The organism is Sphingobacterium sp. UGAL515B_05, assembly GCF_033097525.1.
In the GTDB taxonomy this organism is placed as follows: Bacteria; Bacteroidota; Bacteroidia; order Sphingobacteriales; family Sphingobacteriaceae; genus Sphingobacterium.
Map to the genome: position 1 here is coordinate 4,568,130 of NZ_CP109907.1, position 19,935 is coordinate 4,588,064.

Sequence of the window (19,935 nt, forward strand, 5' to 3'; positions counted from 1 at the left end):
CTCATAAAACTAGTAGATATGATAATACGAATATACACGACAGCACTTTTTCTTTTCCTCATGAACTTTGGGCTGTCTGCACAATGGCTGTGGAATAAAAAACGAATGAACTTCGTAAAAGATCGTCTGGAGACCACGGCTTATAACCCGGCTTATAAAAAATTGCTACAACAAGCGGAGGAGGCCATGTTGAGACCAGCCTATTCCGTCATACACAAAAAAGCGATTGCGCCGAGTGGAGATAAACACGATTATGTAAGCCTAAGCAGGTACTGGTGGCCTAATCCAGCTACAACAAATGGGTTGCCCTATGTGAATAAAGATGGTCAGTCCAATCCGGAGTTAGGTAAATATGACCGCGAGGTGCTGGGCAATATGTGTGCAGACCTGAATACGCTTTGTCTGGCTTTTTTTTATAGCGCTGATGAAAAATATGCCAAAAAAGCGGTGCTGCTACTACGGACCTGGTTTTTAGATAGCGATACGCGCATGAACCCTAATTTGGACTACGCCCAATTTATCCCGGGTAGAGATGACTCTAAAGGCCGACCGGAGGGATTAATTGACAGTTATTCGTTTGTGGAAATGCTAAGTAGTATACAGCTGCTGAAAACATCCTCAAGCTACAGTACTCAGGATGATAAGAGCCTAAAACAATGGTTTGGCGAATTTGCACATTGGATGCAGGAAAGCAAACAGGGCGTAGCAGAAAGAAACGCGAAAAACAACCATGCTACAGCTTATGACGCTCAGCTAATGACCTATCTGTTGTTCTCGGGAGATGAGCAAGCAGGGCGAAAAATAATTGCAGATTTCCCTAAAAAGAGAATTTTTGCCCAGATTGAACCCGATGGAAAACAGCCAAATGAGCTGTGGCGCACCTTGTCTTATCATTATTCGCAATACAATCTGACTCATATGCTGGATGTATGTGAAACCGCACAGACATTGGGTATTGATTTGCTGCGCAAACGTTCCAGTGATGGACGGTCAATTCTAAAAGGGGTGGAATACCTAACCACATTTTTGGGGAAAAGTGTAGCAAGCTGGCCTTACAAGCAGATTAGTGGCTGGGAGGCCAAGCAACAGGATATATGCCGTGATCTGATTCGGGTTTTAGCGCTCGATCCCAGCCAGAAATACAACCGGGTTTTATACCGACGTTATGCCAAGGAAGATAAGACTGATCGCTTGCGACTTCTGTATGGAGCAGACGATTTGATAAATTAAAATACGCAGCTTTTGATCATGCGGACACCTGTATTTTAAAACCTAAAAATACAGGCGTATATAGAGAGAGTTAGCGAGAATGAGCCGATTATTTTCGGTTCTGAATAGAAGAAGATAACAAACACAATCGATAGAATTTGGTAAAATTGCTATATTTAATCATTCAATCCAACCTATAAACACCTTAAATATGTTTTTCATCGAAATGCTAAACATACGGCATGGCCATGGCTGGATGATTTTAGTAACCAATTTATATGAAAATAAACCTGTTGACTATCGTATTGTGTATCGTAACCAGTTCTGTTGTCCATGCGCAAAGTGGGATAGATTCGCTATTGCAAGTGCTGGATCGTAAAATTCAGGATAAAGATCTGTTTTTTAAGCAAAAAGAAGACCGGATACTTGGTTTGAAAGCACAGCGTAATGCATTGATGAAAAGCTCAGACAAAGGTTATCACTTTAACTTTGCCCTGTTTAATGAATATAGAAACTATGTGTCGGATTCGGCTATTCACTATTTGAATATGAACAGAACTATCGCTTTAGAACTGAAAGACGAAAATAAGTGGAATGAATCTACGATAGCCCTGGCAAATCTTTTTGTTGGGTTGGGGATGCATATGGAGGCCGCTGATCTATTAGGGAGTATACAATCAGCTACGCTGGAAAATGATCTAAGATTGCCTTATGCAATTGCCTATCGGGAGCTTTATCTTGGTATGGGAAAATATACGCAGCATACACAGGCCAGAAGCAGCTATTGGACCCAAGCAAACCATTTTAACGATATGGTACGCAATTTGGCACCAGCAATGTCGGAAGAGCATTTACGGATCGTAGAAAAGAAGTTTCGCCTGCAAAAGCAATATGTGGATGCCCTAAAAGTGAACGATGAACGCCTCAGACTCACGTCGCCCAACCAACTTGGTTATGCATTAGTTACATTCCATCGTTCATTGATTTACCGGGAGCAGGGAGACGTAGAAAATGAAAAAAAATATCTAGCGCTTTCCGCGCTTTCGGATATACAGCTTGCGATCAGAGATAATGCCTCTATCTCGGTATTGGCCAATATTTTAATGCAGGAGGATGATATCAATAGGGCTTACCATTACATCTGTTTTTCATTGGACAATATTAAAGCTTACAATACCCGGATTCGCAGCTCGGAGATTCTCACCATTCAAGCCATTATTGATCGGGAATATCAGCGAAAAAACGAACAGAAAAGTCAGCAGCTAAAAGGACTGCTGCTGCTTGTTTCCATTTTGTCTGTAATGCTGGTGATTTCTGTTCTGTATGTGTACAAACAGTTGAAGAAAGGACGAGCCTATGCGAATAAGCTGGCTGATGCAAATCAGGAACTGGCGAGCTTTAACAGTAAACTGCATGATATGAATCAGGAACTGGCCAGTCGTAACCTGGAGGTAGCGGAAGCAAACCACCTCAAAGAAGAGTATATTGCCTATTTTTTGGGCGAGTGTTCAATCTATATAACCAAGTTAGATAACTATCGGAAGATGGTAAACAAGAAAATGCAAGAAAGACAATACGAAGAGCTCGCCCGGATGACACGTGACAACTCGTTGAAAGATGAAGAATTGAAGGAATTATTTGCAAATTTTGATAGGATGTTCATTAACCTATTCCCTGATTTTGTTGATCAGGTAAATTCGTTATTGTCCAAAGAAGAACAAATTGTTTTGAAGAAAGGTGAAGTGCTGAATACAGAGTTGCGCATTTTTGCTTTGATTCGTTTGGGTATTGTAGATAGTCTGGAGATTGCCAACTTTTTTGGATATTCTATTAATACGATCTATAATTATCGGACAAAGATGAAGAATCGATCGCGTGTATCAAGGGAAGATTTTGAAGGACGCGTGAAGGAGATCGGAGCATTTACATAAGAATTAGAACGATTTTTTAAATAAATAACAAGGCGAAAAATGGGCATTAATTATAAAGATGGAATATGAACATTAACTATATTTTTTACGTATTCCTGTTTTCGTGTATAACAAATACAGGATATGCACAGTTTAGGGCTACAGAGGCAACGAATTGGGATCGCTATCCGGCGGAGGTTCAAAAACCGGGTTTTGGTCTCCATAAAAGCCAACGTGTGCAGATGGACGATTCAAGTGAACTTGAAGAAGTGTTACTTTTCGCTTCAGACAATGGTCACTATCCTTATTTTGATCTTTTCAAATGTTATTACGTGATCATTGGCTATTATTCAAAGGAGGTAAAATACATTTCCGAAGTTACCCTTTCTGATCAGCGTGAACTGCTCCTAGAGGACCGGAACAACGACGGAAAATTTGAATTATACAGGCGCTATATGAAAGATGGTAAATTTTCCGTGGATAAAAATGGGAATAATTTAAAAACAGAATGGCGATTTGATCGCGTAGAATATAAAAATAATGAAAAATAATATGAAAGTGTTGCTACTGATTCTGACCCTTCTTTCAGGCTGGACAACACTGATGGGGCAGCAAAAACATAAAGTACTTATTGTCACGGGGCAAGATGGGTCGCACTGGTGGAAGGGTAGTACCGATGCCATAGAAAAAATACTTGAAAACAGTGGGCTTTTTGATGTGGATGTCGCCATAAGTCCACCATACGGTCAGGATATTTCTACTTTTCGCCCGCACTTTCGTGATTATAGCTTGATTATTTCCAATTACGGTGGGACGACCTGGAGTCAAGAAACCCGACAGGATCTGGAGCAGTATATGGCCAATGGAGGAGCTCTTGTCGTCATTCATTCAGCCATTGTACCCATGGCAGACTGGCCCGAATACAACAAGATGACAGCACTGGGTGCTTGGGATGGTAGAGATGAGACGGTGGGTCCCTATGTTTATTTTAAAAACAATAGAATCGTCTACGATTACAGCCCCGGCCCCGCAGGACATCATGGATTACAGCATCCTTTTGATGTGACCCATAAGGCAACAGATCATCCTATCCTAAAGGGGCTGCCTACTGTCTGGAGTCATTTCAAAGACGAACTTTATACATACCTGCGCGGCCCTGCTGAACATATGGAAGTATTGGCAACGACCATAGACGATACACGTCCACAAGGGCTAGGTCGTGAAGAACCACTGATGTGGACTGTAAACTATGGAAAAGGAAGAGTATTTGTGACGGTAATGGGACATGTGGGCAATGACCCTGAACTGCGCTATGCCATGGAATGCACGGGCTTTCAGGTTACTTTGTTGCGAGGATGTGAATGGGCCGTAACAGGCAAGGTGACGCAGGCTATTCCAAAAGATTTTCCCTCCAAAGGCGTACAGACGTTTAGAAAAGAATTCAAAGCCCCTTTCAATGCAAAATAAAGGTATGAATAAGCTACAATTACTCTTCTTTGTGATGGTCTCTTGCGCTATGGTAACCAGAACTGTGGCTCAGACACCCAAACTCACTTCAGACCTGAAGTTGAATGAAGCGATTTGGCAGAGCGGAATTCTGCACCGTCCACTACCATTGGATACAACATTGTCTTTAGAAAATCTGGGCATGAAAAAGAAAGTCCTGCGAGCATATCAACCCAAAGGAATCACCGAGTTTGCCCGTTGGCGTCAACAGGGGGTTGGCAAAATTTTCTTCGCGAAGAAAGAGGGACAGTTTGGTGTGGGGACTATTAAATTGCAAGTTCCGACGGTCCGTAAAGAATGGGCTCATGGAGCGCCTGCGGATGGAGACTATGCGAATTATGGTGGCGCTTCTGCCATATTTGACTTGGCAGGAGAAAATTGGGAAAAATACAATCGTATCGTTTTTCGTATCTATCCGGATTGTGAAGGCGGCCGCAATGTTCATCTAAACCTACATTATTACAATGATGGCAAAGAGAAAATTCCAGACGAATATTTTCGGGAGGGAACCCACGAAATAAATCTGGTCAACAGGACATGGAATACCTGTTTTTTGGAGATCGGTGACTTACCGAGAGATCGTATAACAGGTATCGCTTTTGGGGTACCCGGCTTTGGAAAAGATCGGGTCAGTGGGGATTCGTTAAATTTTTATATCGATGGGATTGAATTACAGGAAGTCGAAAAACCTGAACGGATGCTGGGCTGGGAACCCGTCGAGGGACGCATTATCTATTCATCCACCGGGTATGATCTTCAGGGACAAAAGACCGCGATTTTGAAGCATAAAAAAACAGGGGATGATTTGTTTAAGTTACTTCGCGCCGAAGATAGGGCTGTAGTTTATACCGGTAAGAAGAAAAGTGTAACTACTAGTATTGGCGAATTTGATGTGTTAGATTTCAGTGACTTTACAAAGTTCGGGCAATATATCATTGCGACAGAAGGGCAGGAAACCCAACCTTTTGTGATAGGTGAAAATATATGGCAAAATTCCATATGGCGTGTGCTCAACTTTATTTTTTGTGAACGCTGTGGCCACCCTGTTTCAGAGAAGCATGGTTCCTGTCATGCCGATATCGGTGCGACCTTTGATGGACTTCGTTTGGCCTATAACGGAGGCTGGCATGATGCCGGCGACCTTTCCCAACAGAGCTTACAGACCGGAGATGTGGTATTCTCGCTGCTGGAAATGGCCAATAAGGTTAAAAAAAGCAATACCGCCCTATATCAGCGACTTATGGAGGAAGCAGCTTGGGGAGTAGATTTTATCTTAAAAACCCGCCTTGGCAAAGGGTACAGGGCCAGTAGTGCTGGAATTGTGATCTGGACGGATGGCCTGATCGGTAATAAAGATGATATGAAGGCACGTGTCCATGATAGCCCTTTTGATAATTTTTTATTTTCAGCCTATGAAGCATATGCGGCCATGAGCATGGTTCAAGATCCTGCACTAAGTGAAAAATTGAAAAAGACAGCGATGGAGGATTTTGATTTTGCGCTGTCCAAATGGAAGGAAACGGGGTATGATCATTTTCCCGTTTTTTGGGAACATAGCTATGGCACTTCCGAAAGTCAATTTATGGCGACGGCTTCTTGGGCTGCCAGTCAGCTGTATAAGCTCACAGGGAATACAACATACGCACAGCATGCTGTTAATTTTATGGATGCGGTATTATTGGCACAGCGTAAGGAACCATTAGGTGATAAGGACGGATTAAAAGGTTTTTTCTATCGAGATCGAACGCAGAAGGTCGTTGTGCATGCCAACCATCAATCGCGCGAGCAAATTTATGCTCAGGCCCTTGTTGCCCTCGCCGAAGGACAAGCACAGCATGTCAAATACAGGTTATGGCAACAGGCATTGCTTGATTATGGTAGTTACCTCACAAAAACTATGAAGTATACAGCACCTTACGGCATGGCTCCTGCAGGCGTCTATCATATTGAAGAAGCCCAGGACTCAGTAAGTTTTCAACGGCAGCATCTTTTTGCGGGAGCAAAAGCCAAGGACGATTATGTAGCCCAACTCAAACAAGGTGTCCAATTGGATAAATCTTATTATTTAAAGCGTTTTCCTGTCTGGTTTTCTTTCCGGGGAAATGCGGCGATTCATTTGAGCCAGGGCAAGGCAGCAGCGATATTGGGTAAATACCTGAAAAATGAGACGCTTCTACAGATCGCACGTGAACAACTATATTGGACCGTCGGTAAGAATCCTTTTGGACAGTCTCTTATTTATGGTGAGGGCGCAAATTTTGCACAGCAATATTGTCCGCTTCCGGGTGAAATGGTGGGGGAGATGCCTGTAGGTATACAAACCCGGTACAATGAAGATGTTCCTTATTGGCCACAGGCTAACAATGCGACGTATAAGGAGGTATGGATGACAACAGCAGGGAAGTGGCTATCACTAACTTCGGAATTTTAAACTTTTTAATTTACTTAAACCGCATACTTATGACACAAGTGTCGAATCCGAGAAACTTGACGATCTCATGCTTAAATATCGTGTTCCTTTTCTTTATGATGATCGGGACAATAAGTGCGCTATCTGCTCAAGGCCGTAATACCTTTGCTGTACTCGTACTGACAGAAAGGGGCGGGCAACATGCTTCATTTACAGATACTGGATTAGAATGGTTAAAGAATTCAGGGGAGAAAGACGGCTTTCATTTAACAGAAATTCATGATACAGAAAAAATAACAAAGGAATACCTGACACAGTTTAAGGTAATCATACAGTTGGATTATCCACCGTATAGATGGACAGAAGAGGCTGAAAAGGCGTTTATAGATTACATAGAAAATGGAAGAGGAGGCTGGGTCGGTTTTCACCATGCGGCATTGCTGGGGGAATTTGATGGCTACAAGATGTGGAACTGGTTTTCCAACTTTATGGGTGGAATACGATTTAAAAATTACATCGCTAAAACAGCATCTGCAACAGCTTATATCGAAGATCGAAAGCATCCTGTTATGAAAGGTGTAAATCCTCATTTTTTGATTCCCAATGATGAGTTTTATGTTTTTGATAAAAATCCAAGACCTCATGTCAAGGTTCTGGCGCATGTCGATGAGGATAGCTACCAGCCCATTTCAACGATTAAAATGGGCGACCATCCCATTATTTGGAGTAATACAAATGTGAAAGCTAGAAACGTATATTTTCTGATTGGCCATAGCGGATCCTTATTTGCATCTAAAGATTTTACGACGATGTTCAGGAATGCAATTCTATGGGCCGGTAGTAAATAAAGAATGTTAAATAACAACGGTAAGCCAAATGACTGCGGCATTTGCCTTTTGTTCGTATGTTGTTCGTACCTTGTTCGTAAAGCGTTCGGAGCTGTACAGTCTGCTTACGAATGTTGACCAATAATGCAACAGACTTTTTCTGGTGAGAGACTGATCAATTTCTGTGTCGGGGCTGTATAATATCTGTTGGTGATTCGAAGCAGGTACGAAGCAGGTACGAATAAAAAGGTCTTTTATGTAGCAATCTTCCGGCAAAGGTAACTATTGTCGTCCCTGAGCTGCTCGCGCGTTCTTGAACTGTTTTGCCCGAACGTAAATTACTGTCCCTATTGATACCCGAAGGGCTTTTAGAATACTTTCAGATTTTAGAAGTCAGCTCCACATTTATTTAGATGAGCTTAATATTGCTCCAAAGGACTATGAGAACAGCAAGTTGGAGTCAAAGGGCTTTATGCCTTCCACAGAGATTTCAGACTTTCCCATTAGAGGTCAGAAAGTTACTCTACATATCCGCCGCCGCCGCTGGACAGTGTTGGATACGGGAGATATTATCACAAGAGATTGGAACCTTTTGCGTGAGGGTACTCGAATGACGACTGAATTCGGGCTTTTTTTAAAGAAGATATTTGGATAACTATCCTGTAAGTGCCCAATTGGTAGGGTTATTCTTCCAGATGGACGGCAAGCAACTTCAGGATCAATACAAGAACCATCTCAGTGACTTCCATGACTGGAGCCAAAAGCCACATGCAGAGCGATGGAATCTTTTCCCGGGGAACATCTCTGAACGCTTGAGCATCGATGAGACCAGTTTTAGCAACGGTGAATTATATACCATTGTTAGCAGTAAATCGGCAAAAGGAGGTAAAGGGACGATCCTGGCAACTATCAAGGGCACCAAGGCCGAAGATATCATCACTGTTCTTGAACGGATTCCCCTACGTTCAAGGAATAAGGTAAAGGAGGTAACCATGGATATGGCGCCAAACATGGCCAAGGCAATGCTTCAGCAGAATCTTTCAATGCAAAGCTCAAAGCGTTCAGGAGTGTCTTTCGCGGCGTAAGGGACACCACATTCTTCCAATATAGAGTAATGAAATTGTATGCTTAAAAACTTCTCCTCCCCCAAACTTTCGGTATGATCCCAAGAATTCTGCTTGATCCGTTTTTGGTGCTGCCCGAGCTCCAAAAACAAAAAAAGCTTTCTGATTTCTCAAAAAGCTCTTTTGTCTTGGCGGAAGAGGCGGGATTCGAACCCGCGGTACCGTTTCCAGTACGACAGTTTAGCAAACTGTTCCTTTCGGCCACTCAGGCACCCTTCCTCGTTTTGACATTGCAAACATAAGGCAATTATTTGATTCTGCAAAGTCTAAATACTAAAAAAAGTGCAAAAAAAATGTAACGTTGCAATAAGCGTTTGAAATTCAATTTGTTGTTTGGCAATTAAAATTACATTGTTTTTTTGCTTAATTCGTAATCCACCCGCACGTGATAGATACTTTTGAGCATTGCCTTAAAAATAACTGCAGATTCAGTGATATCTTTTAGCGTAATGTTACTATTATTAAACTGCCCCCGCATCAATTTATGTTCGATAATTTTATCGACAAGATTATTGATAGACTCTTCAGATGGTTCTTTTAATGCACGAGATGCGGCTTCGACCGAATCCGCCATCATAAGTACAGCTGTTTCCTTGGAAAAAGGAATAGGTCCGGGGTAAGTAAATAAAGACTCGTCAACCAGTTTGTCAGGGTTGTTCTTGACAAAAACGTTATAAAAATAGTCAACACGCGTTGTTCCGTGGTGTGTGCGGATAAAATCAAGGATCACGTCAGGCAATTGATGTTTTTTGGCGATATCGACGCCTTTGATGACATGTGATATAATAATCTGCGCACTTTGTTCCGGTGAAAGCTCATCATGTGGATTTTTTTCTGTCTTCTGATTCTCGATGAAAAACTGGGGGTTTGTCAATTTTCCGATATCGTGATATAGTGCTCCAGCGCGTACCAACAGCGGATTCCCGCCAATTTTGTAAATAGCTGCTTCCGCTAGATTAGCCACCTGTAAGGAATGCTGAAATGTTCCGGGGGCCTTAAAAGAAAGTTCCCGCAATAACTTGGAGTTACTATTGGTAAGTTCCATGAGTGTTAGATCAGATACAATACCAAATAACTTTTCAAATGCATAGATCATCGGATAAGCCAACAAGGTAATCATGACACTTACGAAAAAAGGAAGAAGGTCAGACCAGTAAATGGTGTCTATTGACCCATTTCTCGTGACAACCAAGCCAATGTAAGCAATCCAATAGGTGCCAAGAATAATAGCCGAGGAAATGAACAGCTGCTCTCGTTTGACCAATGTTTTAATACTATAGATCGCAACTATCCCCGCCATAAATTGTAAAAAGACAAACTCAAAACTATTCGGTACAAAAAGACCTGCCAGCAGCACCATCAACAGATGGATATTGAGTGCAACACGCGTATCAAAAAGAATACGAATAATAATAGGGACGGCGCAAAACGGGATGTAATAGAGATTGGGGATTTTGATTTTGATGGCCCAAGATAGGACAGCGAGCATACCAATGATCACAATCATGATAATGACCAGCAACCTGTTGTTAAAATAGATGTCCTTACGGAAAAGAAAAAGGAATACCATCAAAATAGACAGGGCAAGCGAGATAATCAGAAATTGGCCAAGGGTCACATAGTTTTGATTTCCACTGATCTTGCCTTCATCTTCATATACCTTACGAAGCGACTCGAGTTTCTGGTACGTTTCATTGGAAATTATTTTCTCCTTTTCAGCGATCAGTTCTCCTTTTTGGACCACACCGCGTGTAGCCGATATGTTTGCAATGGCATTTTGTTCTAAAGCTTCCGTTTGTTGATCGTTGTAGATGTAGTTAATGGTAATGTAATTTTTTAAAGTTTCCTCCAGCCAGCTCTTTTGCTTTATCTTGGTCAATTTGGGCATAATTTCATCCATATAACCATAAGAGCTTTCGATGGTGTAACAGTCGGCTGTGTTTTTTTGGCTGGCAACTTTGTCCTGGATCAGTGTAAAGTTGTAATGCTTGGAAGCCGCGGATTTGTCATTGCTGCGGTTCTGAAACCGATTGTTCAATGACAGAATGCCTTTGCCATAGAGATGGCTTAAGATGGCATTACCGGCATTTCTATAATCAACTATATTTTCATGCGTTGTATCCAATTTGCTGCTTTGCCACTTTTCGGCAAGATCCGTGTTGAACTGATCAATTTGCTCTTTGCTTGTTGTCGTATTGGCATTATAAATCGGTTGAATCGTGTTTAAGATACTTTTCTTGTCCGCATTCAATTCCTCCTGCGTTTTTAATATGGCAAAATTATAGGGTGATATCAGATTCTCATGATTCCATACTTTTCCCTTTTGGAATTCATAGCGAAAACGAGGTTGTTTGGGAAGGAATATACAGATCAGAATAATGGTGATAAGTATTAATCCAATTTTTCGGACGAGATTCTCCGTTGTATTTAATTCTCTTCTATATTTTATTTTTAGTCTTCCCACGGTGAGCTGTATTTTATTATCATGTTAATATACAAATGTAATTATAATTATTTTCTGCAGCTTTAGCCAATTGTCGTTTATAGGTATTAAAACGGGTAAACGCTGTGATGAACAAAAAATACTTGTTATCTTTGCAAAAAAAATACAACATGTCAACAAAAACACATCTAATTGCACCATCCGTTCTTGCTGCAGACTTTGCAAAATTATACGATGATATCATCATGGTAAACAACAGTGAGGCAGATTGGTTTCATATTGATATTATGGACGGTGTTTTCGTTCCAAATATCTCTTTTGGATTTCCAGTTATGCAGGCTATTGCAAAACATGCTGCTAAACCTTTGGATGTACATTTGATGATTGTTGATCCAGACCGTTATCTGCAGGTATGTAAAGACTCGGGTGCAGCGATCATTACCGTGCATTATGAGGCCTGTACACATTTGCATCGTACACTGGCTGCTATTAAAGAATTGGGCTGTAAAGCAGGGGTTGCATTGAATCCACATACGCCAGTAGCACTTTTAAAAGATGTTCTTGCGGATCTGGACTTGGTCTGTATCATGTCGGTCAATCCAGGGTTCGGCGGTCAGAAATTTATTCCAAATACCTATGCCAAGGTACAGGAACTAAGGGCCATGGCACAGGGAATGAATGATGGTCTGCTGATTGAAATCGATGGGGGAGTAACGACCGCGAATGCAGCACAGTTATTGAAAGCCGGAGCAGATGTGCTGGTGGCAGGGTCATTTGTATTCAACGCGACAGATCCTCTGGAAACCGTGAAAGCATTAAAAGACATTGATATAACTGTAGAAAGTATATAAAACGAAAAGGTGATTTAATAATATAAATCACCTTTTTTTTGAAAGAAATAAATACAATATAGCGGATTTCAAAAAAAGATGGCAGGATTGCATAAATGCTGTTTAGAACAATTCCAAATTGATTTAAATAAATGGAATGCATGCGTTTAAAGTTGGATTTTCACTATTTTTGTAATTAGTCATACAAGTTGATTTACGACAAATAGATCAGCTTCGAAACATGAAGTGGAAGGGCTAATTTGTGATTTGTCAGGGAGGACCCGATAGATGGCGTATTTGCTTAATTATATTACAGACATGGCGGTTTAGAAAGACATAGGTGTTTTTATGCTACCCATAAAATAGAAAGATAGATATCTATGAGTATTTACAACGATTACGTACAAGAGGTTGTAGAACGAGAAGGCCAAGGGTTACATCCTAAGCCTATTGATGGAGCAGAATTACTAAGTGAGGTAATTGCTCAGATTAAAGATTTAAACAATGAAAATAGAGCTGAATCTTTAAGATTGTTTATTTACAACACGTTGCCGGGTACTACGCCTGCAGCGGGTGTTAAAGCACAATTCCTAAAGGAAATTGTTTTGGGTGAATCAGTTGTTGCTGAAATTGCACCTGATTTCGCTTTTGAATTGTTGTCACATATGAAGGGTGGCCCTTCAATCAAGGTTTTATTGGACCTGGCTTTGGGTACAGACTTAGCTATTGCAAAACAGGCGGCCGAGGTGCTTAAAACACAAGTTTTCTTATATGACGCGGATACTGCTCGTTTGAAAGAAGCTTTTGAGCAAGGCAATGAGGTTGCAAAAGATATTTTAGAAAGCTACGCAAAAGCAGAGTTTTTTACAAAACTGCCTGAGGTTGCTGAGGAAATTCAGGTGGTTACGTTTATCGCTGGTGAAGGTGATATCTCGACAGATTTATTGTCGCCAGGTAACCAGGCGCACTCACGTTCAGATCGTGAATTACATGGAAAATGTATGATCACACCTGAAGCACAGCAACAGATCGTCGCCTTACAGGCGCAACACCCTGGTAAAAGTGTCATGTTAATTGCTGAGAAAGGAACAATGGGTGTGGGGTCATCTCGTATGTCGGGTGTCAACAACGTTGCATTATGGACGGGTAAACAAGCGAGTCCTTATGTTCCTTTTGTGAACATCGCACCAATTGTAGGCGGTACAAATGGTATCTCACCTATTTTCTTGACCACAGTGGATGTGACCGGAGGTATCGGTATAGACCTTAAAAACTGGGTGAAGAAAGTGGATGAAAATGGCAACGTAATCCGTAACGAGAAAAATGAGCCAATCCTTGAAGAAGCTTATTCTGTCGCAACAGGTACTGTCTTAACGATCAATACTAAGACTAAAAAATTATATAATGGCGAGCAGGAGCTGATCGATATTTCCAAAGCTTTGACTCCACAAAAAATGGAATTTATTAAAGCAGGTGGTTCTTATGCTATTGTCTTTGGTAAAAAAATCCAAACTTTTGCAGCGGAAACGTTAGGCATTCAAGCGCCGACAGTATTTGCCCCATCAAAAGAAATCACGATTGAAGGACAAGGGTTGACTGCTGTAGAGAAAATTTTTAATAAAAATGCGGTTGGTGTAACTCCAGGTAAAGTATTACATGCCGGTTCTGACGTTCGCGTTAAAGTAAATATTGTTGGTTCTCAGGATACAACAGGTTTGATGACAGCGCAGGAACTTGAAGCAATGGCTGCGACTGTAATTGCACCTACTGTAGACGGCGCTTATCAATCGGGTTGTCATACGGCATCGGTTTGGGATAAAAAAGCACAAGCGAATATTCCAAAATTGATGAAATTTATGAATGACTTTGGATTGATCACAGCACGTGACCCTCAAGGTGTATATCATTCAATGACAGACGTTATTCATAAGGTATTAAATGATATTACAATAGATGAATGGGCGATCATTATCGGAGGTGATTCACATACCCGTATGTCTAAAGGTGTTGCTTTTGGAGCTGACTCTGGTACGGTGGCGCTAGCTTTAGCGACAGGTGAAGCTTCTATGCCAATCCCAGAATCGGTAAAAGTTACATTTAAAGGCAGTATGAAAGAACATATGGATTTCCGTGATGTGGTTCATGCTACACAAGCACAGATGCTGCAGCAATTTGCTGGCGAGAACGTTTTCCAAGGCAGAATTATTGAAGTTCATATCGGAACGCTTTTAGCCGATCAGGCATTTACTTTTACTGACTGGACTGCAGAAATGAAGGCGAAAGCTTCTATTTGTATTTCACAGGATAATACATTGATCGAATCATTGGAGATCGCTAAAAACCGTATCCAGATTATGATCGATAAAGGCATGGAAAACAAAAACAACGTTTTGCAAGGCTTAATTGACAAGGCGAATAAACGTATTGAGGAAATTAAATCTGGTGCTAAGCCTGCGTTAACTCCAGATACCAATGCCAAATATTATGCAGAAGTTGTTATTGATCTGGATATCATTGAAGAACCAATGATTGCCGACCCGGATGTGAATAATGCGGATGTTTCCAAACGTTATACACACGATACAATTCGCGACCTTTCGTACTACGGTGGAAACAAAAAGGTAGACTTAGGTTTCGTCGGTTCTTGTATGGTTCACAAAGACGATTTGAAAATCGTATCGAAGATGTTGAAAAACATTGAACAGCAGAAAGGTGTCGTTACGTTTGAAGCTCCTTTGGTCGTTGCAGCTCCAACGTACAATATTATCGATGAACTGAAAGCGGAAGGCGATTGGGAATTCTTACAAAAATACTCTGGATTTGAATTTAGCGATGCTTTACCAAAAAGTACTGCACGTACTGAATACGAGAATATTATGTACTTGGAACGCCCTGGTTGTAACCTTTGTATGGGTAACCAGGAAAAAGCAGCTAAAGGTGACACGGTAATGGCTACTTCAACGCGCTTATTCCAAGGACGTGTTGTTGAAGATAGGGATGGTAAAAAAGGGGAGTCTTTATTAGCATCAACTCCAGTTGTTGTTCTTTCAGCGATCTTGGGCCGTATTCCGAATATCGAAGAATATAAAGCTGCTGTGGAAGGCATTAACTTAACAAAGTTTGCGCCTATTCCAACAAAATAATGAGTGATTAGGGTTTAGTAACTTAATTAAACAATATAAATTAGAGAGATATGGCTTTTGATATAGATATGATTAAAAAGGTCTATAGCCAATATGACGAGCGCATTACTGCGGCTCGTCAAGTGGTTAACAAACCTTTGACTTTATCTGAGAAAATTTTGTATGCCCACCTTTGGGATGGCAATGCTACTGAAGATTACAAACGTGGCGTTTCTTACGTCGACTTTGCTCCAGATCGCGTTGCTATGCAAGATGCAACTGCACAGATGGCATTATTGCAATTTATGCAAGCTGGGCGTCCAAAGGTGGCAGTTCCTTCTACTGTACACTGTGATCACTTGATTCAGGCGAAAGAAGGAGCAGACAAAGATTTAGCACGAGCTAAAAACGAAAGCTCTGAAGTATTTAACTTTTTGAGTTCTGTGTCCAATAAGTATGGTATCGGTTTCTGGAAACCTGGAGCAGGTATTATTCACCAGGTTGTTTTGGAAAACTATGCTTTTCCAGGCGGTATGATGATTGGTACAGACTCGCATACGGTGAACGCCGGCGGTTTAGGTATGGTTGCGATCGGTGTGGGTGGTGCTGATGCTTGTGATGTCATGGCAGGTTTGCCTTGGGAGCTTAAATTTCCTAAGCTGATCGGTGTAAAATTGACAGGTAAGCTCAGCGGATGGGCTGCAGCAAAAGACGTGATCTTGAAAGTTGCAGGTATCTTGACTGTAAAAGGCGGAACAGGTGCTATCGTTGAATATTTTGGCGAAGGTGCGGAATCTTTATCTTGTACAGGAAAAGGAACAATCTGTAACATGGGCGCTGAAATTGGCGCGACAACCTCAACTTTCGGGTACGACGAATCCATGGAGCGTTATTTACGTGCTACCGGTCGTGCCGAAGTGGCGGATGCGGCAAATGTGATTAGAGAGCACTTGACAGCGGATGCCGAAGTTTATGCTAATCCTGAGCAGTATTTCGATCAGTTAATAGAAATCAATCTATCTGAGCTGGAGCCTTCTCTAAATGGTCCTTTTACACCAGATTTGTATACACCAGTTTCACGCATGCGCGAAGAAGCTGAAAAGAATGGCTGGCCATTGCAAGTGGAATGGGGATTGATCGGTTCGTGTACAAACTCTTCTTATGAAGATTTATCCCGTGCTGCCTCCATTGCAAAACAAGCAGTTGATAAAGGATTGATTACAAAAGCTGAATTTGGTATTAACCCAGGGTCAGAGCAAGTACGTTTTACGGCTGATCGTGATGGTTTGCTGAAAACTTTTGAAGACCTCAATGCGACAATTTTTACCAATGCATGTGGTCCTTGTATCGGTATGTGGGATCGTGTAGGAGCCGATAAACAAGAGAAAAATACAATCGTTCATTCTTTCAATCGTAACTTCGCAAAACGTGCAGATGGCAATCCAAATACTTATGCATTTGTTGCATCGCCAGAATTGGTAGCTGCAATCGCGATTTCTGGTGATTTGGGCTTCAATCCGGTAACTGATACCTTGATAAACAATAAAGGCGAACAAGTGAAGCTAGATCCACCTGTAGGGGATGAGTTGCCAACGAAAGGCTTTGCGGTAGATGATCCTGGATATCAGGCGCCTGCGGCTGATGGTAGTTCGGTGGTGGTTGATGTAGCTCCTACTTCTGATCGTCTTCAATTGTTGGAGCCTTTTGCGCCATGGGAAGGTACGGATTTGAAAGGATTGAAATTATTGATTAAGGCAAAAGGTAAATGTACTACTGACCATATTTCAATGGCCGGTCCTTGGTTGAAATACCGTGGTCACTTAGATAATATTTCAAACAACATGTTGATCGGTGCTTTGAATTTCTTCAACGAAAAGACTGATAGCGTTAAAAATCAACTCACAGGCGAATATGGTCCTGTTCCTGCAACACAGCGGGACTATAAAGCACACGGTATTGGTTCAATTGTAGTCGGTGATGAAAACTACGGTGAAGGTTCTTCCCGCGAGCATGCTGCGATGGAACCTCGTCATTTGGGTGTTCGTGCTGTTTTAGTTAAGTCTTTTGCACGTATTCACGAAACGAACTTGAAAAAACAAGGTATGTTGGGATTAACTTTTGCAGACAAAGACGATTATAACAAGATTCAGGAAAATGATACCATTGATATTATCGGCTTGACAACATTTGCACCAGGTAAACCTTTAACACTTGTATTGCATCATGCAGACGGAACGCAAGAAGAGATTTTGGCGAACCATACCTACAATGCGCAACAAATTGAATGGTTTAAAGCTGGTGGGGCTTTGAATATCATTCGTAAAAATCAAGGGTAATAATTCCTTGGAATAAAATAAATGAAAAGCTGCTTTCCTGGAAATGGGAAGCAGCTTTTTTTTGAAACTGTCTGATGTTATTCGACAGAAAGAACTTTTTAGTTCGCTTTAATTACTCTCGGTGCTTGATAAGTCATGAAGGTTTGTTTTCTGAATCGAATGATATTTCTGTGATCTTCGTCATATTTTACCATTTTCCATAGTTTTTATTTGCTTATAAAATAGAATGCGGGTACTTTTGCCCAACGTTTTTAGCACCGATATGAGAAAAATATTTTTAACGATTGGAGCACTTGCATTAAGTGTTTCTGCCTTATTTGCCCAAGAAAATCCTGAGATAGGAAAAAGCATTTTCAAACCGAAAAATTTGAGAACAGAAAGTAACAAGGGCAAATTCTTCTTCTTTTGGGGGTACAACTTCTCTTCTTACGCGAAATCAGATATTCATTTTACGGGTCCTAATTATGACTTTATACTCCATGATGTAAAAGCGGGTGATAGGCCAACTAAATTTGGTTCGACGTATTTTGATCCAAGCCGGTTAACTATTCCACAATTTAATCTGCACTTTGGTTATTATATCAAAGATAATTACTCAATTTCGTTAGGATGGGACCATATGAAATATGTGGTCGATATTCCGCAGCAGGTGAAAATTTCAGGTTTTATCGGTGAAGAGATTTCTAATCCCGGTATCCCGACGGGAAACCGCGCCGGTCAATATAACGGTGAATTGATTACTGTAGACTCTGCCATGCTGACATTTGAGCATACAGATGGTTATAACTTTGCCTCAGTAGGTCTGGAGCGTTATGATGACATCATCAATAATCGCAAAGGTCAACAGGTGCTGACAATGGAATCTGGTGTGGATGTAGGTCTATTGATTCCTCGTTCCGACGTGCATCTTTTTGGCGAAGGAGCCAACCACTTTTGGAACATTGCGGGTTATGGTGCTTCGGCAAAAGTTGGTTTGCACTACCGTTTTTATAAAGGACTCTATCTTCAGGGGAACTTCAAAACGGGCTGGACTGATTTAACAAACATTCGTACAACTGGAAGAAGAGGGGTAGATAAAGCATCCCAACAAATATGGTTTTTTGAAAATTACTGGGCTTTGGGCTTTAGATTCTAAACATATTCATGAAATAAAAAAGGCTACTTTCAAAGTAGCTTTTTTTTGTTTATCCTATTTGATCTCCTTTGATTAGACCTCCTAAATCTCGCCCAATTTGAAAATGTCCTTTACGCGGATACCTTTTTCAGTACGTTGAAGTGTACAGCATTCATGTATGGGATCGTGTTCGAAAAATAAGATGTATTCATTATCGACGATCTCATTCCAATAGCTGTTACGTTCCTCCATGGTCACGAGGGGTCTGACATCATAACCCATAACATAAGGAATGGGAATATGTCCCACCGAAGGTAATAGATCCGCCATATAGAGGATTGTTTTGCCTTTATACTGTATCTGTGGCAACATCATAGCCTCTGTATGGCCGTGTGCATAACGGATAGCGATATTGTTTCCAAAAGGATTCTGATGATCTTCGACAAATTTTAATTGTCCACTTTCCTGTATCGGTAAAATGTTCTCTTTTAAGAAAGATGCTTTTTCGCGCGGGTTAGGATCGGTCGCCCAAGACCAATGGTCACTATTGCTCCAAAAATGAGCATTTTTAAAAGCCGGAACCAGCTGTTCACCTTCGCGGACTATAGCGCCGCCGCAATGGTCAAAGTGCAGGTGTGTAAGGATGACATCGGTGATATCGTTCCTGTCAAATCCAATATCTTTTAATGATTTATCCAGCGTTGCATCGCCGTGAAGATAATAATAGCTGAAGAATTTTTCATTTTGTTTATCTCCCAGTCCTGTATCGACCAGCATTAATCGATTACTGTCCTCGATGAGGAGCAGGCGGTTTCCCCAGGTACACATATTGTTTGAGTCGGCTGGGTTTGTTTTGTTCCAGATACTCTTTGGAACAACGCCAAACATTGCACCGCCATCGAGTTTAAAAAATCCCGTTTCTATAGCATGTAATTTCATTTGCAGATTATGTGTCTTTTAATGGTTATAAAGCATATCCAGTTTATTTTAAGCACAAGCAATTATTTGTCAGATAGCATCAAAGCCCCCTGTGCTCTTCCGTGTTCGTGCTACAATTGTAGCTATTTCATCTCTTTATCTTTACTCATGTTAGTCCGTCGGCCT

General features: G+C 41.2%; 13 protein-coding genes and 1 tRNA gene. 11 read left to right on the top strand and 3 right to left on the bottom strand.

From position 1 onward, the window contains the following. The first annotated feature begins 18 nt into the window (after positions 1-18). The 7 genes from OK025_RS18740 (at position 19) to OK025_RS18770 (ending at position 8,947) form a co-directional block, all read left to right on the top strand. Positions 19-1,230 (top strand): alginate lyase family protein, encoded by a 1,212-nt coding sequence (locus tag OK025_RS18740; protein ID WP_317666083.1) that lies wholly within the window; start codon positions 19-21, stop codon positions 1,228-1,230. A 257-nt stretch (positions 1,231-1,487) separates the two neighbouring features. After that, complete coding sequence (locus OK025_RS18745; protein ID WP_317666084.1) at positions 1,488-3,140, top strand: DUF6377 domain-containing protein; 1,653 nt, start codon at positions 1,488-1,490, stop codon at positions 3,138-3,140. 65 nt (positions 3,141-3,205) lie between these two features. Next, positions 3,206-3,670, top strand: a complete 465-nt coding sequence (locus OK025_RS18750) for a hypothetical protein (RefSeq protein ID WP_317666085.1) — start codon at positions 3,206-3,208, stop codon at positions 3,668-3,670. After that, complete coding sequence (locus OK025_RS18755; protein WP_317666086.1) at positions 3,660-4,586, top strand: ThuA domain-containing protein; 927 nt, start codon at positions 3,660-3,662, stop codon at positions 4,584-4,586. Before OK025_RS18750 ends, OK025_RS18755 begins: the two co-directional genes overlap by 11 nt. Positions 4,587-4,590: 4 nt before the next feature. Then, complete coding sequence (locus OK025_RS18760; RefSeq protein WP_317666087.1) at positions 4,591-7,056, top strand: glycoside hydrolase family 9 protein; 2,466 nt, start codon at positions 4,591-4,593, stop codon at positions 7,054-7,056. Between the two features lie 29 nt (positions 7,057-7,085). Beyond that, positions 7,086-7,883 carry a ThuA domain-containing protein gene (locus tag OK025_RS18765; protein WP_317666089.1) on the top strand — a complete coding sequence of 266 codons (798 nt, stop codon included), beginning with the start codon at positions 7,086-7,088 and terminating at the stop codon, positions 7,881-7,883. Between the two features lie 626 nt (positions 7,884-8,509). Next, positions 8,510-8,947, top strand: coding sequence for a transposase (locus tag OK025_RS18770; RefSeq protein ID WP_317666091.1), 438 nt, complete (start codon positions 8,510-8,512; stop codon positions 8,945-8,947). 168 nt (positions 8,948-9,115) lie between these two features. On the opposite strand, the gene OK025_RS18775 is transcribed toward OK025_RS18770, so the two are convergent. Together OK025_RS18775 and OK025_RS18780 are read right to left on the bottom strand one after the other, a co-directional pair. Next, positions 9,116-9,205, bottom strand: a tRNA-Ser gene (locus tag OK025_RS18775). 127 nt (positions 9,206-9,332) lie between these two features. Next, positions 9,333-11,450, bottom strand: coding sequence for an HDIG domain-containing metalloprotein (locus tag OK025_RS18780; RefSeq protein ID WP_317666093.1), 2,118 nt, complete (start codon positions 11,448-11,450; stop codon positions 9,333-9,335). A gap of 149 nt (positions 11,451-11,599) precedes the next feature. On the opposite strand from OK025_RS18780, the gene rpe reads away from it, so the two are divergent. The 4 genes from rpe to OK025_RS18800 all read left to right on the top strand — a co-directional run bounded on the left by rpe (position 11,600) and on the right by OK025_RS18800 (position 18,852). Beyond that, entirely contained in the window at positions 11,600-12,280 is a 681-nt protein-coding gene (rpe, locus tag OK025_RS18785; protein ID WP_317666095.1) for a ribulose-phosphate 3-epimerase, read from the top strand. A 359-nt stretch (positions 12,281-12,639) separates the two neighbouring features. Next, positions 12,640-15,402, top strand: a complete 2,763-nt coding sequence (locus tag OK025_RS18790; protein ID WP_317666097.1) for a bifunctional aconitate hydratase 2/2-methylisocitrate dehydratase — start codon at positions 12,640-12,642, stop codon at positions 15,400-15,402. Positions 15,403-15,452: 50 nt separating this feature from the next. Beyond that, positions 15,453-17,717 carry an aconitate hydratase gene (locus tag OK025_RS18795; protein WP_317666099.1) on the top strand — a complete coding sequence of 755 codons (2,265 nt, stop codon included), beginning with the start codon at positions 15,453-15,455 and terminating at the stop codon, positions 17,715-17,717. A 262-nt stretch (positions 17,718-17,979) separates the two neighbouring features. Beyond that, positions 17,980-18,852 (top strand): hypothetical protein, encoded by an 873-nt coding sequence (locus OK025_RS18800; protein WP_046672928.1) that lies wholly within the window; start codon positions 17,980-17,982, stop codon positions 18,850-18,852. 81 nt (positions 18,853-18,933) lie between these two features. Here the strand turns inward: OK025_RS18800 and OK025_RS18805 are convergent, their stop codons facing one another. After that, positions 18,934-19,770: an MBL fold metallo-hydrolase gene (locus OK025_RS18805; RefSeq protein WP_317666104.1), complete on the bottom strand. Its 837-nt coding sequence runs from the start codon at positions 19,768-19,770 to the stop codon at positions 18,934-18,936. Positions 19,771-19,935 lie beyond the last annotated feature (165 nt).

Coding starts and splice junctions, on each gene's coding strand:
- OK025_RS18740 (WP_317666083.1), top strand. CDS start 19: ATGATAATACGAATATACACGACAGCACTTTTTCTTTTCCTCATGAAC.
- OK025_RS18745 (WP_317666084.1), top strand. CDS start 1,488: ATGAAAATAAACCTGTTGACTATCGTATTGTGTATCGTAACCAGTTCT.
- OK025_RS18750 (WP_317666085.1), top strand. CDS start 3,206: ATGAACATTAACTATATTTTTTACGTATTCCTGTTTTCGTGTATAACA.
- OK025_RS18755 (WP_317666086.1), top strand. CDS start 3,660: ATGAAAAATAATATGAAAGTGTTGCTACTGATTCTGACCCTTCTTTCA.
- OK025_RS18760 (WP_317666087.1), top strand. CDS start 4,591: ATGAATAAGCTACAATTACTCTTCTTTGTGATGGTCTCTTGCGCTATG.
- OK025_RS18765 (WP_317666089.1), top strand. CDS start 7,086: ATGACACAAGTGTCGAATCCGAGAAACTTGACGATCTCATGCTTAAAT.
- rpe (WP_317666095.1), top strand. CDS start 11,600: ATGTCAACAAAAACACATCTAATTGCACCATCCGTTCTTGCTGCAGAC.
- OK025_RS18790 (WP_317666097.1), top strand. CDS start 12,640: ATGAGTATTTACAACGATTACGTACAAGAGGTTGTAGAACGAGAAGGC.
- OK025_RS18795 (WP_317666099.1), top strand. CDS start 15,453: ATGGCTTTTGATATAGATATGATTAAAAAGGTCTATAGCCAATATGAC.
- OK025_RS18800 (WP_046672928.1), top strand. CDS start 17,980: ATGAGAAAAATATTTTTAACGATTGGAGCACTTGCATTAAGTGTTTCT.
- OK025_RS18805 (WP_317666104.1), bottom strand. CDS start 19,770: ATGAAATTACATGCTATAGAAACGGGATTTTTTAAACTCGATGGCGGT.